Below are 15,892 nucleotides of genomic sequence, written 5' to 3' on the forward strand. Positions count from 1 at the left end.
CGCCATGAGCATCCTGCAACTGCCGCACGCACGCCCCCGCATCATCCTGTTCGACTGGCACGCCACCTTGGTGGATACCCTGGATGCCATGTACCACGCCGTGGATGATGTGTTGCCGCACCTCGAGGAGCTGGGCCTGCTGGAACGGGTGCTCAAGCCCAGCCAATCCAAGACGGTGGAAGATGCCAAGCTGGTAAGCTACATCCGCCGTTACCGGCGCCTGCATCCCAAAATCAAGGCAGCCCGGAAGATTTCGCGGACCGATATCTTCGAGCTGCTGTTCGGACCGGATGACGAAGCCAAACGCATCGCCCATCACGCCTTCGACCGCTGCTACCGGAATCACTACGGCGAGGTTCATCCGATGGAGCCGGACATGCGCACCAGTCTCGAGGCGCTGCGCGAACTGGGAATCACGCTCGGGGTCATTTCCAATCGCAGCCGGGAATTCATGAGTCACGAAATTGCCGTGGTGGATGGCAACGGGTGGGAACATCTGTTCGACACCATGGTTTGCGGCGACGACGTGCCACACCGCAAACCCGCACCGGATGTGATTCTCAAAGCCTTGGACAACCTCGACGCCGAACCGTCAGCCGCCTGCTGGTATGTCGGGGACAGCACCACGGATGTCGTTGCGGCGAAAGAAGCGGAAGTAACGTCGGTGTTCTACAACGGCGCGCACTGGGACGCCTCCTGGATCGACAAGATCTTCCCCGGAACCATCCGTCACCCGCATCGCCCGGACGCCGTGATCGACGATCTCCCGACACTGTTGCGTATGGCGCGGCGTTTTCTGATACCCGAAAGCGATTGAGCACATCGGTGACCGATGGGTGGCCAGGATCGGATGCCTTGACCCAGATCAAGCTGGCGCCACCCAATCCAGCCGACGCTGAGCAACGCGGCGCATCATCGCAATGGACTGAAACGGAGATGCTCAAGGAGGAGTCATGTTGTATCTGGCGCTGATCATCTTCGTGATGGTATTTCTGGGTGGCTTGCTGCTGGCCTATCGCCACTTCACACACGACACTGTTCCGATCACCATGGCCATGGGGCACGGTGCAGGCGGCGTGGTGGGCTTGGTCGTCCTTTATTTTGCCGCGGGCAGCATCGGCACCACGGCCCTGTGGTGGGCCTTCTGGCTCTATGTCCTGGCGGCGTTGGGCGGCTGTAGCGTGACGATCTATAGCCGGTTCCTTGGCCACGATGCGCCCCGATTCATGATCGTGGGCCATGGTCTGGTGGCCGTGCTGGGTTGCACCGCGCTAACCCTCGGTGTATTGGGCATCGTTACCGCCTGAACCGGGCTATCGGTCTTGACCGGCCGGAATCGGCGCCGTCCCAGGCAACCCGGATATCCGGCGCCCGACCCGAAGCCGCCGCTCGAACGGGCTGCCGGGAGTCAGTTCGAGCGCATATGGCACGGCCTGGCGAGCGCAGACGCGGCGCTCGTCCTCGGGTTCGAGCAACGCGCGCTGGACGATCGTTCCGTGCACATCGATGAAGACCAGGCGCAACGGAAAGACGGTCTCTTTCATCCAAAAGCAAGCCGCTCGCGGCCGTTCGAAAACGAACAGCATGCCGGTGCCATCGGCCAGTGCTGCTCGCCGGGCAAGTCCTCGCTTGCGCGCATCCGGGGTATCCGCCACCTCGACGTTCAACACGCGGTCGTCCATCATCAGCGTGCGCCGGAGTGGATCTGCGCTGGCGGCGGACATCGTCATGACCAGCAGCATGAGCACCACGACCCCCGCGGGGCTCGGCATGGATCGGGAACGGCTGCCGAGCGCAGCAGTCTTTCGAAGACAGCGAAGCGCACTGCCGACCTTCTCGTTCGACACCCCGCCTGCGCATGGAGGATTTTCGATGACCATTCCGGTTTTGCCCTGCTATCTTGCCAACCGCCCGACGCGAACCGACGACCATCTCGAGGTTCGGGACAAATACCATGGGACGCCACGCTGGGCTGTGAGTCGCGCCGATGACTCGATGATGGAGACAGCCATTGCCCGTGCCGTCGAAGCGGCGCCGGCGGTGGCCGCGATCGCGCCACATGAGCGTCAAAGAATCCTGCGCCATTGTCTGACCCGCCTGCACGAAGAGGCCAACGAACTGGCTGCCATCCTCGTCCAGGAAGGCGGCAAGCCGCTCGGGGCCGCTCGTACCGAAATCCACCGGCTGCTGACCACCTTCGAGCTGGCCGCCGAGGAAGCCGCGCGTCCGGCAGGCGAACTGCATGATTTGCGCGGGAATGCGCAGAGTGGAAATGCCCTGGCGTTCGAGCGCCGCTTTCCCATCGGTCCCTGCGCCTTCATCACGCCGTTCAACTTTCCGCTCAACCTGGTCGCGCACAAAGTGGCGCCGGCTTTGGCCGTGGGTTGTCCTTTCGTGCTCAAACCCGCTAGTTATACACCGGTCAGCGCCTTGCGGCTGGGCGCTATCCTGGCGCAAACCGATCTGCCCGATGGCGCTTTCTCGATCCTGCCCGCCACCCGTGAGGCGGCTGATCGGCTGGTGACGGATGCGCGGCTTCGGTTTCTCAGCTTCACAGGTTCTGCTGAAGTGGGTTGGGATCTCAAGGCCCGTTCGGGGAAAAAACGGGTCACCCTGGAACTGGGCGGCAACGCCGGTTGTATCGTCGCCGCAGATGCCGACCTCGATGCGGCCGTTGCCGCGCTGGTCCAGGGCGGCTTTGGGAATTCCGGTCAGAGCTGCATCAGCGTTCAGCGGATTCTGGTTCATCGTTCCCTCGAAGAGCCGTTCCGGGAGCGTCTGCTGGCCGCCGTTTCCACACTAGCCGCCGGCGATCCCGCCAAGGAAGACACGATCATCGGTCCGTTGATCGACGAAAAGGAGGCCATGCGTCTGGAAACGTGGGTCGAAGAGGCGTTGTCCCGCGGCGCACGGCAACTCTGTGGCGGCCCGCGCCAGGGCGCGGTCTTTCCGGCCACTGTCCTTCAGTCCGTCCCGGACACGTGCCGCCTCTGGGCGGAAGAAGCCTTCGGCCCGGTGGTGATTCTGCGTTCCTTCGATACGATCGAGGAAGCATTCCGAATCATCAATGACAGTCGTTACGGCTTGCAGGCAGGCCTGTTTACACAGAACATGGATGGGCTCTTCACGGCGTGGAATCAGCTGGAAGTCGGGGCTGTAGTGGTCAATGAGTCCTCGAGCTTCCGAGCTGACGCCATGCCCTACGGCGGCATCAAGGACAGCGGGCTGGGGCGTGAAGGGGTGCGCAACGCCATGCAGGAAATGACCGAACCGCGATTGCTGGTTTTCCCGCATGCCGTACCCCGTTGATTCCGGAAAGGGCGATCCATGGCTTTCGGCACTTTGCCACTGCGATTCTATCTGCCGCTTGCGGTCCTCATCATCACCATTGGCGGCGTCTTTGTCGGCCTGCCGATCTGGCTGGCGGCCAGCCATCTCTACTGGGGCGGCGCATTGGCGCAGGCCCCATACGACTACACCGGGACCTCGCCATCCACCTGCCCAGCCGGTGTTCGGCCGACCAATCCGGATGCGCAGGATCTACGCACACCCGGGGGGATCCCGATCCGGGTCCGCACACCGGAGAACTATGACGCCGCACAGTCGCATCCGCTATTGGTCGTCTTTGCGCCGGCCGGACTGGGTCCGGCGCTGAATGAACGTTATACCGGTCTGACGCATGCTGCGACCGCATCTGGATTCATCGTGGCCTATGCCGGCAGCCGAGGTTTGACCGAACGCACGATCCGGGATCTGGGACGCGTTCCCGGCCGGGTGGCCAGCCGCTACTGCGTTGATCTGGAACGCCTGATCTACACTGGGCATTCCGATGGCGGAACGGTGAGCAGCGCCTTGGCCTTCCTGCCTGATCTTCCCCATCGGCCAGCCGCGATCATCCCGAGTGCTGCAGGGATCCGAGGCGAGGACTTGGCGCGGGAAAACTGCCCCGCCCCGCTGTCGGTTCTGGTCCTGCATGGTGATCGGGATCGGCTGTTTCCGGGCTACGGCCGGGAAGCCGCCGATTGGTGGGCGCAATGCAACCACGCCCTTGGCCAACCTGAAGGGGCATCGAACGGCTGCCTCCGTTGGCCTCCTGGGGATGGCGGCAAGGAAACGCAGTACTGTGCCCATTCGGGGCGCCATCTGGACTGGCCGGATCGGGTCGACTACATGATGGCGTTTGCCCGCAAGGCGATCAGCCCGCCACCCGGCGCATCGGCCTCAACGGCGCCATAAAAACAACAACAAGCCAATCAGGGAAAAGCCCAGCCCGCCCGCGAACACACCCAGTAAGACGACCGGGTCGGTGTACCAGTCGCGGCGAAAATTTGCGGTCACACCGGGCACGCTCGGCAAGTCTACGCTTCCGCGCCCGACCACAAGCTGGCCTTTCATTCCCTTTTCCATGTGCTGCGCCAGGTCACAGTGCACCAGATAGGTCCGATTGTCGCTCGGGACAATGAAGGTACCGGTCTTGGTGGCACCACCAGCGGCCTCCAGGTGGAACATTCCCTGCGGGTACAGGTACTTCGGAAGCTGGTGCACCATGAACTGGTGACGAACCTCATCCTCGTTGATGAACGTGACGGTGATCCGGCTGCACGGCTCGACGCGGAACTCGTGCTGACTCATCCCGAAGATGGTTCCGTTGTAGGGCTCCGCGTACTTCGTCCCGGCGTGGACCTCGAACGCGTAATCACGACTGATCGCGCTGCAATCCTCCGGCAGCGTATCCTCGTTCCAATTCATGACCATGCCTTCGGCATCCAGGGTCATTTTGTGCCCTGCATGACCGCCGTGGCCCGAATGGTCCATCTGCGAATGGTCCATCTGCGAATGGTCCATCTGCGAGTGGTCCATCTGCGAATGGTCCATCTGCGAATGGTCCATCGCAGGCCCGGAGCGCGGCGCATCAACGGAGAACGCGCGGCTCGCCAGCAGCAAACACAACAGCCCGGCCAGAGCGACGGTTGCGTAACGATGCCCTTTCATGACATCAGCCTCCAATCGCAGATCGGCGACGGGGACGCCGCAAGAGGATGAAAACAACGGCAAGCCATGCCCCGCCGATAAGGCCCAGGAGCAGAAAACGCACAGCTTCACGCGAGCTTCCGGTGGTATCGGCTAACTGACTCAGGGGATCGTAGTCGAGCCAGACCGGTACTTCACGCTGGTAATACTCTGGCGTGAAAAACTTTTTCCACTCCACGCCCTGAACCTTCGGGAACCCCCCATCATCCAGATAATCTTCATAGACGATGGCGGTCATGCTTCCACCCGGACCAATACCGGCGTTGGTTTGCGCCACTTCCTGATGATCATGTGTCAGCCAGATGCCGGGACCATAGCTGTGCAATCCGTCATTCGTGGTATTCAGGACGACGTCCACACGTTGTGCAGAGTCGATGGTCACGACATCCCTGATGACTTGCGCGGCGGGCGGCACTTCGACCCCATCGAGATGCGTGATGGTCAGTTTATGACCATGCGTATGGACAGGAACGGTCTTGTTGCCACCGTTCAGCATACGCAACTTCACCTTCTCGTCAGGCTTCACGATGACCAGTGATTCGCGCATGGTGTAAGGGAATGAACGGCCATTAAGTAGAAAATAACTGGGTTTGGCCTGAGTAATATCGAACTGTCGATGTGCGTCGCGGATGATCAAGCGCGGATCAATGCGAGTCTGGATAACTTCGCCTAGGCCTTTGTAGATATCTTCAAAATGAAGGTCATACTCTCGGTCGAATGCTTCGCGCACCGCAACGGATGAATGCCGAACCTGTCCGGCCGCGATATTGAGCGTCTGCACCCAGTTGTTGGGCCGGTTCTCCTCGACGACGAACATGCCCTGCAAGCCCATCAGGATATGGATGTTGGACTGCACATGACAGTGGTAAAACATGGTGCCCGCGTGCCGCGGCTGGATTTCATAGGTATGGCTGCGCGCAGGCATCGGTGGAACTTCGCTGGTCTCCGGCACACCATCGTTGCCGACGGGCGCCGTGTGCCCGTGAACCTCATGCTCGGACATGGATTCGTCGTGTGGCATGCCGTGATCCTGCGAAAACGGGTGATCCACCCCATGCAAATGAATCGTATGCGGCATGTAGTGGGTGTTCTCGAGCGTCAGAAAGACCTTGTCGCCCTGCTCGACACGAATCACCGGGCTCGGCGCACGCAGCAGCGGGTTGGCCTTGACGGACTCGAAGTTTTCGGTCGACATGCCAACCGATTTCGGTGTGAATACCCACAGACCCGGCCGGATGCCCGGTGCGATATCGAATTGTGTCATGGGATCCGGTCGGTCCGGTGAGCTGCCGTTGAGCTCGGTAACCTCCAGGCGGATATGCACTTCGTCTGGATCGCCGTCGCCATCGAGGTCGCGGCCCATGACCACAGCATCGGGCGTCAATCCCGACTGCATCAGCGTCGTGGGCGACACATTATTGGTGCCCTTCACGGCGGCCGCGACCAGATACGGGTTGTCGGCAATACAATTAAGAGAGGGTGCAATCTCGACGCCGTCGATCACCTGCCCCTTGCGCCACCCGAAGACATCATCCGGACAGTATTCCTCTGCCGCCAGCTCTGGACCTGAATCACTGGGTGGCCGTTCACGGTATCCACCGGGACCAAACCATTCGTACCACTGGACCTGCCACGAGAGCGGATACCACTGTCTCGGAACCAACAAAGCGGCGGAAATCGACAACACTACGAAAACCACCCACAGCACACGTCTTTGCATGGAAAACCGTCCCTCACTCCCCGGAACGGCTTCCGACGCTATTCGTCACGCCCTAGGCGGTCCGGGTCAAGATCGTTGTTGGTCTGAAAGGCCCGACTCCCCGCGGTGTTGCGAGGCGTCTCACTCATTCATTGGGCCGCTCCATGGCCACAGAAGTTCTTTCAGAAAGCTCGCACGCAGCGCAACGACCGTTTGATCGAAGTCTACTTGCGCAATGCGCGCGTGATAAAGAATGCCGCAGCAGCACCCACCAAGACGATGATCAGGCCCAAACGGGTCACGATCGGACCCCAGCGAAAAATGCCGACGGCAAATGGAAACACCGAGACATATTCCTTTCCGGTTTCCGGATGGCGCGCTGTTACGATCCCAATGAAGTGACCTTTCTCCGGAAAGGTATGAGTCGCATTAAAGGTGCCTGTCGAAAGCTGCTCGGGCGGCTTGTAGTAGATGGTCGCCTGCTCGATATCGTCCTTGGTGCCCAGGTCGTCATAGGTGGCCTTGATCCCGATATTGTTCACATCTCGAATGATGCGAAAGTCGGTTTCCATCCGCCGCAGCTCATCACTAATGAAATCGATGGCGAAAATAGCCCGGCCCGTATCCGGAATGTCTTCGCAAAACTCCTGGGTCGCCCGCCGCTCGGGGACATAGCCGGTGAAGTGAGCGCGATACGGCCCCACCTGCATGATGCACATGTCATCTTCGATGGACACGCCACCGTGACCCCATGCAGCGCCGGAAATCAAGGCCATTGAAACGGCCATAACCGCGAGAGACCGCCGCCCGCTCCGCAACATCGAAGCAATTGTCGACTTCAACATCTCGCTCTCCTTGATGTCGTACGATCGATTGTCATTGGACTAATGCCGAAAAGGCTGGCGAGGCCATTCTATGACCTCGCCAGCCCGATCCGGTCACGGAATCATCCAAAGGACGGGATCATCGGCCCCTGGATTTCGTGCAGATAGCGGGTTCCCTGATCATCGTAGAACATCAGCAGAGCGGCGAACCGACCATCCGGCTCGTTGATCAGGCTGACCAAACGATAGGTTTCCCAGAGCGCATCATCGGCATAAATGGTGATCGTACGCGTTTCACCCGGCTGAATGGGCGAATTTTCCACCCGCAATCCGGAAGACGCCACCAAGTCATGCTCATCCTGCGGTTTGATGTCGAACATCTTGGCATTGATGAAGCGAATGTTCGCTGCGGCGAATTCGCCGACCTGAACCGGATGGTCGCTGCGGTTGGTGACGGTCATCTCCACCTGGAAGCTGCGGCCCGGAATCCGATAGGTGGCCTTGTTGACTTCCACTTCCACCAAGCGGGGAGGCATCGGCAGCGGTTCGACTTCGACCTTGCCGGTTTGCAACACCGCCGTGATGGGATACTGGTAGTTCGCCCAGAAGAAGCCGCCGGCGATCACCAACATGACAAAGCCAAAGAAAAGAACCGAGACGATCATGTCCGGGATGGTGATCAACTGATTCGCCTGATCGTCGCCCAGCTCTTCAACCTTGATATAGCGCGGCATAATCACGGGAAGCTTGCGGAACCACCAGCCAAGCCAAGCGATGCCGATGACGAACCACAGCGCGTTCCACCACAAAATGGTCGACATGGCATAGGTTTCGGGGTTGATCGTCTCGCCGGTCATGGTCGTGATGGTGTGCTCGAAATCCTTCTGATCACCTGTCACCTCGACCCAGAACGCCGGCCCGATGATGGGACCAGCCCCTTCCACACTGACGACCGGGTGGACATGGTAGCGGCCCGGGGCACGCCCCTTGAGCGTGATTTCGTACTCATAGGTCTTGCCCAGATGAAAGCGGGTCGAACGGATCATCGGCACGCCGTTGACCCGCGAGTCGACTCGAACAAACGCTGGACCCGGAACGCCGATGTTCAAAAAGGCGGCTTCCTCCACCGAGCGGATATGCTCCGGCCACGATTCGGACGGCATGAAGCGGCCACTGACTTTAAGCGTCTCGTTGACCGCAATCTTGCGAGGCTGAATCTCGGTATCGAACCAGTGCATGGTCCGCATACGCAAGCTTGCCTGCTGCGCACGCTCACCGTGCGCTTCAACCGAGGGGCTATAGAAAGGCCCGGCCAAGGTAATGAGCAATGCGAGTGCAAGTGCCCCCCAATTTCCAAACCTGATGTGCTTCATCGTCTTCATAATGTTCGGCAGTCCCCGAATGGACGAGTTACGCGCGGCAACCCGTTTGTTCCTTGACTTGAAGCCCGAGCGATTCTCTCACTGGGCTCGTCTATTCCCTGAGCGCGTCTCCGCTTCGGATCAGATCAAGCGAGTCAGCCAGCGATTCTGCGTCAGAATCGATCCGATCCACACCCAAAGGTAGTAATTCAGCAGCGTGACGAACCCGGCAAAAAACGCGGTCAGCGGTGTCACGGCCTCACCGAACGTCCGAAGGGTGGATTCTTCGATGATGCGGACATATTCCGGAATCGCGGTGCGGATGTACTGATAGCCCATCAAGTCAGCCACTGTCACCAGATACCCGTTGTATTCGACCGGCACATGGAACGGCGCCATGGTGATCCAGTTCAGCGGATAAAGCACAATGGCAAAGAGAAAGGCTCCGATGAAGCCCGTAATGAAGAAGCTGCGGCTCAAGGCCAGGGTGCAGTCAAGGACAAGACCCATGCCGATGAACGTCGAAGGAGAAACGAAGTTCATCGGGAAATTGGCGAAGATGTGAAAGTTCATGTAACGGCTGACCCAGACACCGAACATGTAGCCCAGAATCATGGCCGTTGCGCCAATGGGAAGGCGGAAACGCTTCCAGAAAAAGTAATTGAAGATTGCAGCAGGGATGATCAGGGAGAACGGCGTCACCAACGGCCACCAACGGCGGTCGCGCCAATCCTGCCAGTAATCCCAGTCCCCGACCGTCAAAGCGATGAGAAAAACCGTCACCCCGCCGATCAGGATCGAGAAGATAGGGATGAGGGTGTAGTCGATGTTTTTCCAGGCGGCCATCTGCTCCTGAACATTACGTACCGCCGACTTGGTGGGTGGTCCGGCGGTATCCGGAGCCTCGCCCTTTCCATATGCTCCAGTGACTGTATTCATTGCACTAAAACTCCCAATTGCCTGAAAAATACGCCCGAACTCCCGCTTTCCCTATTCCCCGGACTGGCTGTTCAGTCCGTTCTGCGGGTACATCTGGTTTTCCAATTCCGGATCTTCTCTGTGCTGGCCTCGTCAGCACGACAGGAGCGCCACGAACAAAGCACCGCCCTTCGCCGATCCTTCGGGTGAAATTCATTGTTTTCGTCAATGCAACGGCGAAGATCAATGCGGCTGATGAAGCCCAGCCTCGCGCCATCCTTACAGGGGGACAAATGTAATTGAATCGGCTCCCCGGCACAATCCCTGAACACCCGTTCAAGAGCGCGGCCCGATTTTACCGCCATAAACGCAGCCAATGGAACCCTGTGCCGCGTCATGGTACCCCGCTCACACCAACCGGACCCGTGATGGAAATCAAATTCGGATTATCGCAACCTGACGGGACGACCGGTCGGTCAGGGTCAGCCGGCCGGGCCACCATCGGACAGAACCGGCGACGATTCACCTGCCTGGAAGGCGGGCACTGCGCCCGGCTGATCCAGCGAGACGAAGTGACTGGTCCCCCGCGTTTCGATGACCTGCCAGCGGGCACCCGCACTGCGGGCACTGCGGAGCATCGCGGCGCGATCGAGAACCCGATCACGTGCGCCGATCAGGATGGTTCCGTTGGGGATGTGGGCAAATAGGGCCGAATCGCGGCGTGCGATCCATGTTCGCATCGAGGCCAGGTTGTCCAGGACCACCTGAAAGGTTCGGGGAGCGAAATACAGGCCACGCAACAGCTCGATCTTGCGCGGATTCAAGGGCGCAAAGACGAACCCGCCGAAGCGCACCACGTCGATCTGCCGGAGCAGGGTGAACGTAAAGGGCAGCAGATACCGTCCCGGCGCCGAGAAAGCCAGCTCCAACAGCGGATGTCCCCTGCCAGCCGGCAGAACCGGAGCCTCGAGGATCACCTCGACATCCCGGAAAAGCGCCGGATTCTGCCGCGCCGCTTCCAGAATCACGGCCCCGCCGCGAGAATGGCCGTGGGCGCGCACGCGGGCGCCGGTCACCCGATGGGTCAAGGCAAGGTTGAACACAAAGGCATCATGTTCGATGCTGCCCACAGGATAGGGGTTGTCCACCTCGCTCCAAGATGCGCGCGCTGCAGGCCAACCGATGACCGGGCAGTGATAGCCGCTGTTGTTGACCAGCACCAGTTCAAGCGAGGAATCGCGATACAGTGCGGTGAAATAGCGAAAATCCTCAAGAAATCCATGGATCGCAATGACGCTCTGGTGCGGCGAGGGCCCGGCCGATCGGTAGGCGACAACGGACTCGCCAACCTGCTCGATCACACCCTCGAAGGTTTCATGGTTGCGGGCCGGGAGCCGCTGGCGCAACAGCCTGGTTCGCAGACCGTGGACCAGCGTCACCAAGACCAGGATCACAATCACGCTTTTCATCGCATCACTCCGGGTTCCCGGAATCATGGCCTGATGGAGATCGATCGGTCGCACCATAGACGAGAAGAACATTCCCCGGCGCCTGACTGAACAGGCCGTAGCCCGAGTTGAGGATGACCTGATGTCCGGCCACGATCGCCCCGCCGGCATCGATCGCTCCCCCTTGAGCCGACCGGCCATCCACCGCCTGGAACTCTCGGGCGGTGGCACTTTCCCAGCGCAATTTGCCGGTCGCGATGTCATAGGCCTGCAATCGCCCATCAAGGGTGGCCGCCAGGACCAGATCCGACAGCGCGGTCACGGCTGCCGAGAGCCCCGGGTAGCACGCCGCCGAGTCCGCGCACGTGGGCCGGACCGCGGTGGCCCAGCGCAATTCGCCCGTGGCGGCCTCCAGCGCGTAGAGTCCCGGCATCTTGGGAAGCGTAGGATCCTCCGGCTGTGGCGCCTTCAAGCCGGGGATGGGGTTCAGGTAATCGGAGATCGGCACGAACACTACGCCGTCGCGCGCCGCGAGCCCCCAGTGCACGCCACCCAGCGGTCCACCGCGACCGAGTCGGCGTGACCAGCGCACAGCGCCATCTGCGGGATCGATGCCATAGACCATGCCCGATTTCTGACCTGCCACGAGCACGTCGCGGCCGTCGGCACCCCGAACCAGCACCGGCGAGGCGCCAAAGTCGAGATCGCGGCCAGCGCTTTCAGGACAGTTGATGCCGCCCGGCAGAATGCAGCTCATGTTCCACGCATCCTTTGCCGTGAACTGGCGTGACCACAGGATGCGGCCGTCCTCGAGATCTAGCGCCAAAACGGCATCGCTGAACGCATTGGTGGGCTGGCTGTAGTTTTCCCCGGTCCCGACATAGAGCCGACCGCGCGCGATATCGATGGTCGGTGCGCTCCAGATCGGTGCGCCGGATGGGCCCCAGCGCCGGATGAACAGCGCATTGCGACCGCGAGGCTCTGGCACCTCGGCGGTGAAGGTCTGCCAGAGGCTCGCACCTGATGCGGCGTCGAAGGCATGAACTGACCCGCGGAACGTGCAGCATGGATAGAGCGGAAAGGCGGGCACTGCGACTTCAATGGAAGAGACCGGCACAAACAACCGCCCCGCATACAGGGTCGGCGCACCGGTTATCGTGGCCAGACGATGCGCGTCGGCCGAAACCTTCCAGCGTCGCGCGCCCGTCGCCGGATCCAGCGCATGCACATTACCGGCGAAGTCACCGAAATACAGCAACCGCTCGCCGCCAGGGTGTGGCGCGCCAAGGGTCATCGCTGTGCGCACCTCAGCGCCGATGAAGGATTTCCAGCGGACGCAACCGGTCCAGCGATTGAGTGCATAGACCCACCCTCGCTGACTGCCCACGTAAAGTGTGTCCGTCGTCAATGCAGGCTGTGAGCGTGCCTTGTTGGTCCACCACGGGAAACGAAAGGCCCATTGCATACCGAGCCGGGACAGGTGTTGGGGCCGAAGGCCCTGGGCCTCCTCCGGTACCGCCCGTGTGTTGGCCGGATCGAAGCCCCAACCACTCAGGACAATGGGCGCCTGCGGATCAGCGATCGCATCATCACCCTGACACACCGGCGCGGCGTGAAGATCGACCCACCCGTAGATAACGACGCCGGCCAGTACCAGGGTCGCCGCCAATAGCAGCCATTTGAAATGGGGTTTCATCCGTGAAGATCCCTGGAAACATGATATCGGTGAGACCGGAGCCCACGCTGGCCTCCAAGACGCTCGGCCTCGAAATGGCGTGTTTGCCCGCTGTGCGGTCCGAGCGAGGCCTTAGCGCTGTCACCCCGTGCGCTTGAGCCGACTCGCCTCCAACCATAGTCCACTTTGATACTCATCACGGAAGGGACGAATCAGATCGAAATCCTGCACGTCCCAAGGGTGAAAGTCGCGCCGGTAAAACTGTTTGTAATGATTCCACGGCATGCGGAAGATGCCTTGTCTGCCATAGAGGAACGACAGACCATCGCGCCAGGTGCGCCAGTTGAACAGCACGCCGTCCCGGTACAGCAAGGGGGTCATGCGCATCGGCACCAACAGCACCACCATGAAGAACGTCGCCCCGATCATTGCGCCGATGCGCCGCCGATAACTGCCATCGACCTGCTGATAAACATCGAAAGCCACGGCCTTGTGCTCGATCTCCTCGGCAGCGTGCCATTCCATCAGCGGCTTGAAGTCTTCATGGGCCAGATCGCGGAACAGATCCGAACGCGCGATGGACTGATGGGCCAGCATGGCCGTGAAATGCTCCAGCGCAACCGTCAGCGCCAGCGCAAACCTGGGAGCGATCCGGTTGGCCAATTTGAGAAACGGATCGATGATGTAGCGATTTTCTCGCTCCAGGCTGGTGTACCCCTGACGGGAGAGAATATCCAGGTGATCCTGGTGAGCGTTCGCGTGCGTGCCTTCCTGCCCCGCAAAGGCATTGATCTGTTTCAGCAGCAAGGGATCGCGGATACGGTCACGATAATGCACCACGCTGCGGACGAAGAAATTCTCCCCCGGGGGAAAGGTCGTGAAGAGTGCATTGAAAAACTGCGTTCGGAATGGGTCGTTGGCAAACCAATATCGCGGGCTGGCATCGGTGATGTTGAATCGTATCGGCCGGGGCTCTATGGTGTGCTCCTCTGGCGGCGAAGCCTGTTGTGTCGAAGACAGCATGTCCATGATCCTCCTCCCCCTGATGGCTGCTTGGCGATCAGGATGCTTACGTTCATTATTTGGCCCGAACGCTTCCCGCAGGCGATCCCTTTCTCCCGCGACGCTTACTGACTGATTGTAGATGCCACAAACGCCTCCGATCCTGAGCTTGACTGAACTTCCTGTAAGCATTTCGCTTTCCCCCGAAAAAGGCGATTTCCCAATGCCACCGCGGACTTGCAAGGCACCTTGCGCTGTACTTCGCTTGAGGAAGCGTCCGTTTGTACTGGACATTCGCCGATCGGCAACGTCCGGCCGTCCACCAATACTATTGCGCCGGTACGAATCCCTTCCAGGCGCCTGAACCGTACCGATGGCGTCGAGGGGGTCTGAGCCATGGAACATTTCGATATTCTGATCGTCGGCGCCGGCCTGTCGGGCATCGGCGCGGGCGCACGCATGAACGAGCAGTGTCCGCGGAAGTCCTATGCGATCCTGGAAGGACGCCAGGCGATCGGCGGCACATGGGATCTGTTTCGCTATCCGGGCTTGCGGTCGGACTCGGACATGTACACGCTGGGCTTTCCGTTCCGTCCCTGGAACCATCGTCAGGCCATTGCGCCGGGCGAATTGATCCGCGACTACATCCGCGAAACAGCCCAGGAACACCAAGTGGACCGCCACGTCCGCTTCGGTCATGCGGTCAGGCATGCCAGCTGGTCGAGCAAGGATGCCTGCTGGACTGTCGAAGCTCAGGTGCAAGGCGAAGTCATCCGCTATACCTGCAACTTTCTCTATATGTGCAGCGGCTACTATCGCTACGACGGCGGCTACATGCCACAGTTTCCCGGTCATGAGCGCTTTGGAGGAACATTGCTCCATCCGCAGCAATGGCCGGAGGATCTGGACTACTCGGGCAAGCGCATCGTCGTCATCGGCAGCGGCGCCACAGCCGTCACGCTTGTGCCGGCGCTGGCGGAAAAGGCGGCCCACGTCACCATGCTGCAACGCTCGCCCACTTATGTCATCGGACTGCCCGACTGGGATCCGCTGACTGAGGCCCTGCGCGTGCTGCTGCCCGGCCGAATCGGGTCTGCCGTCAACCGGTTCAAGAACGTATGGCTGGCAACCTTGTTCTTTCAGATCTCCAGACGCTGGCCCAAACTCATTCGCAAAGCGCTTCGCCTGCACATGCGGCATCAACTGGGCAATGCCTGCAATGTCGACGTGCACTTCAACCCGCAATACAACCCTTGGGAAGAACGGCTGTGCATCGCTGCCAACAACGACCTGTTCAAGGCGATTCGGTCGGGTCGCACGGAAGTGGTCACCGACCATATCGAAGGCTTCACCGAAACCGGCATCCATCTCAAGTCGGGCCGGACGCTCGAGGCCGATATCATCGTCTCAGCCACCGGACTCGATCTCGTTCCCCTCGGTGGCGTAACGTTCAGTCTTGATGGACAACCCTGGGAACCGGGTCGGAGCATCACCTACAAGGGCATGATGTTCAAGGACGTCCCCAACCTCGCCCAAGCCACCGGATACACCAACGCATCCTGGACACTCAAGTGCGACCTCACCAGTCTCTACGTCTGCCGACTGATCAACCACATGGACCGGAATGGCTACCGGTTCTGCGCACCGCACAATACCGATCCGGACCTGACTGAACTGCCCTTCGTGGACTTTTCCTCGGGCTACATCCAGCGCGCCATCGACAAGTTTCCCAAACAAGGCTCCAAAGCGCCCTGGAAACTCTATCAGAACTACGCGCGCGACATCGTAAGTCTGAAGTTTGGCGCCCTTGAGGATGGCGTGATGCGATTTACGGACGACGGCGCAACGCTTCCCGGGACCGCGTCCAGCACGGTGCCCGGCTCCTGACAGTGGACCGGCACTTCTACCCTGGGGCCATGAGCACATGCCTCGGC

At 60.4% G+C, this 15,892-nt stretch carries 14 protein-coding genes; 5 read left to right on the forward strand and 9 right to left on the reverse strand.

Features of this window, described 5'->3' with window-relative positions; translation table 11 throughout:
* Positions 1-4 precede the first annotated feature (4 nt).
* Positions 5-817, forward strand: coding sequence for an HAD family hydrolase (locus E4680_RS00275; RefSeq protein WP_135280379.1), 813 nt, complete (start codon positions 5-7; stop codon positions 815-817).
* Positions 818-953: 136 nt separating this feature from the next.
* Entirely contained in the window at positions 954-1,307 is a 354-nt protein-coding gene (locus E4680_RS00280; RefSeq protein WP_135280380.1) for a hypothetical protein, read from the forward strand.
* Between the two features lie 6 nt (positions 1,308-1,313).
* On the opposite strand, the gene E4680_RS00285 is transcribed toward E4680_RS00280, so the two are convergent.
* Positions 1,314-1,772, reverse strand: coding sequence for a DUF192 domain-containing protein (locus tag E4680_RS00285; protein ID WP_135280381.1), 459 nt, complete (start codon positions 1,770-1,772; stop codon positions 1,314-1,316).
* A gap of 100 nt (positions 1,773-1,872) precedes the next feature.
* Here E4680_RS00285 and E4680_RS00290 point away from each other — a divergent pair, with 100 nt between their 5' ends.
* On the forward strand, positions 1,873-3,309 hold the full coding sequence (locus tag E4680_RS00290) for an aldehyde dehydrogenase family protein (protein WP_135280382.1): 1,437 nt from the start codon (positions 1,873-1,875) through the stop codon (positions 3,307-3,309).
* An 18-nt stretch (positions 3,310-3,327) separates the two neighbouring features.
* Entirely contained in the window at positions 3,328-4,236 is a 909-nt protein-coding gene (locus E4680_RS00295; protein WP_135280383.1) for an alpha/beta hydrolase family protein, read from the forward strand.
* Here the strand turns inward: E4680_RS00295 and E4680_RS00300 are convergent.
* From E4680_RS00300 to E4680_RS00335, 8 genes are all read right to left on the reverse strand, one after another.
* Complete coding sequence (locus E4680_RS00300) at positions 4,222-4,992, reverse strand: cupredoxin domain-containing protein (RefSeq protein ID WP_135280384.1); 771 nt, start codon at positions 4,990-4,992, stop codon at positions 4,222-4,224. The two genes, E4680_RS00295 and E4680_RS00300, sit on opposite strands and share 15 nt — an antisense overlap.
* 4 nt (positions 4,993-4,996) lie before the next feature.
* Complete coding sequence (locus tag E4680_RS00305; RefSeq protein WP_135280385.1) at positions 4,997-6,751, reverse strand: multicopper oxidase domain-containing protein; 1,755 nt, start codon at positions 6,749-6,751, stop codon at positions 4,997-4,999.
* Positions 6,752-6,954: 203 nt separating this feature from the next.
* A complete protein-coding gene (locus E4680_RS00310) occupies positions 6,955-7,575 on the reverse strand; it encodes a hypothetical protein (protein ID WP_135280386.1) in 621 nt (206 codons plus the stop codon).
* Between the two features lie 101 nt (positions 7,576-7,676).
* Positions 7,677-8,936 (reverse strand): bacterial ammonia monooxygenase, subunit AmoB, encoded by a 1,260-nt coding sequence (amoB, locus tag E4680_RS00315; RefSeq protein WP_135280387.1) that lies wholly within the window; start codon positions 8,934-8,936, stop codon positions 7,677-7,679.
* Positions 8,937-9,056: 120 nt separating this feature from the next.
* The gene (locus tag E4680_RS00320) at positions 9,057-9,854 is read right to left on the reverse strand and encodes a methane monooxygenase/ammonia monooxygenase subunit A (protein WP_135280388.1); all 798 of its coding nucleotides are present in this window, start codon (positions 9,852-9,854) and stop codon (positions 9,057-9,059) included.
* A gap of 461 nt (positions 9,855-10,315) precedes the next feature.
* Positions 10,316-11,302, reverse strand: a complete 987-nt coding sequence (locus E4680_RS00325) for an alpha/beta hydrolase (protein WP_167792297.1) — start codon at positions 11,300-11,302, stop codon at positions 10,316-10,318.
* Between the two features lie 4 nt (positions 11,303-11,306).
* Positions 11,307-12,977: an outer membrane protein assembly factor BamB family protein gene (locus E4680_RS00330; RefSeq protein ID WP_135280390.1), complete on the reverse strand. Its 1,671-nt coding sequence runs from the start codon at positions 12,975-12,977 to the stop codon at positions 11,307-11,309.
* A 120-nt stretch (positions 12,978-13,097) separates the two neighbouring features.
* Positions 13,098-14,363 carry a metal-dependent hydrolase gene (locus E4680_RS00335; RefSeq protein WP_135280391.1) on the reverse strand — a complete coding sequence of 422 codons (1,266 nt, stop codon included), beginning with the start codon at positions 14,361-14,363 and terminating at the stop codon, positions 13,098-13,100.
* Here E4680_RS00335 and E4680_RS00340 point away from each other — a divergent pair.
* Positions 14,355-15,845: a flavin-containing monooxygenase gene (locus E4680_RS00340; RefSeq protein WP_135280392.1), complete on the forward strand. Its 1,491-nt coding sequence runs from the start codon at positions 14,355-14,357 to the stop codon at positions 15,843-15,845. The genes E4680_RS00335 and E4680_RS00340 overlap by 9 nt on opposite strands.
* Positions 15,846-15,892 lie beyond the last annotated feature (47 nt).

Source organism: Candidatus Macondimonas diazotrophica (assembly GCF_004684205.1).
GTDB lineage: Bacteria > Pseudomonadota > Gammaproteobacteria > UBA5335 > UBA5335 > Macondimonas > Macondimonas diazotrophica.

Excerpts from the sequence above, each read along its gene's own strand:
- E4680_RS00275 (WP_135280379.1), top strand. The coding sequence starts at position 5 with ATGAGCATCCTGCAACTGCCGCACGCACGCCCCCGCATCATCCTGTTC.
- E4680_RS00280 (WP_135280380.1), top strand. The coding sequence starts at position 954 with ATGTTGTATCTGGCGCTGATCATCTTCGTGATGGTATTTCTGGGTGGC.
- E4680_RS00285 (WP_135280381.1), bottom strand. The coding sequence starts at position 1,772 with ATGCCGAGCCCCGCGGGGGTCGTGGTGCTCATGCTGCTGGTCATGACG.
- E4680_RS00290 (WP_135280382.1), top strand. The coding sequence starts at position 1,873 with ATGACCATTCCGGTTTTGCCCTGCTATCTTGCCAACCGCCCGACGCGA.
- E4680_RS00295 (WP_135280383.1), top strand. The coding sequence starts at position 3,328 with ATGGCTTTCGGCACTTTGCCACTGCGATTCTATCTGCCGCTTGCGGTC.
- E4680_RS00300 (WP_135280384.1), bottom strand. The coding sequence starts at position 4,992 with ATGAAAGGGCATCGTTACGCAACCGTCGCTCTGGCCGGGCTGTTGTGT.
- E4680_RS00305 (WP_135280385.1), bottom strand. The coding sequence starts at position 6,751 with ATGCAAAGACGTGTGCTGTGGGTGGTTTTCGTAGTGTTGTCGATTTCC.
- E4680_RS00310 (WP_135280386.1), bottom strand. The coding sequence starts at position 7,575 with ATGTTGAAGTCGACAATTGCTTCGATGTTGCGGAGCGGGCGGCGGTCT.
- amoB (WP_135280387.1), bottom strand. The coding sequence starts at position 8,936 with ATGAAGACGATGAAGCACATCAGGTTTGGAAATTGGGGGGCACTTGCA.
- E4680_RS00320 (WP_135280388.1), bottom strand. The coding sequence starts at position 9,854 with ATGAATACAGTCACTGGAGCATATGGAAAGGGCGAGGCTCCGGATACC.
- E4680_RS00325 (WP_167792297.1), bottom strand. The coding sequence starts at position 11,302 with ATGAAAAGCGTGATTGTGATCCTGGTCTTGGTGACGCTGGTCCACGGT.
- E4680_RS00330 (WP_135280390.1), bottom strand. The coding sequence starts at position 12,977 with ATGAAACCCCATTTCAAATGGCTGCTATTGGCGGCGACCCTGGTACTG.
- E4680_RS00340 (WP_135280392.1), top strand. The coding sequence starts at position 14,355 with ATGGAACATTTCGATATTCTGATCGTCGGCGCCGGCCTGTCGGGCATC.
- E4680_RS00335 (WP_135280391.1), bottom strand. The coding sequence starts at position 14,363 with ATGTTCCATGGCTCAGACCCCCTCGACGCCATCGGTACGGTTCAGGCG.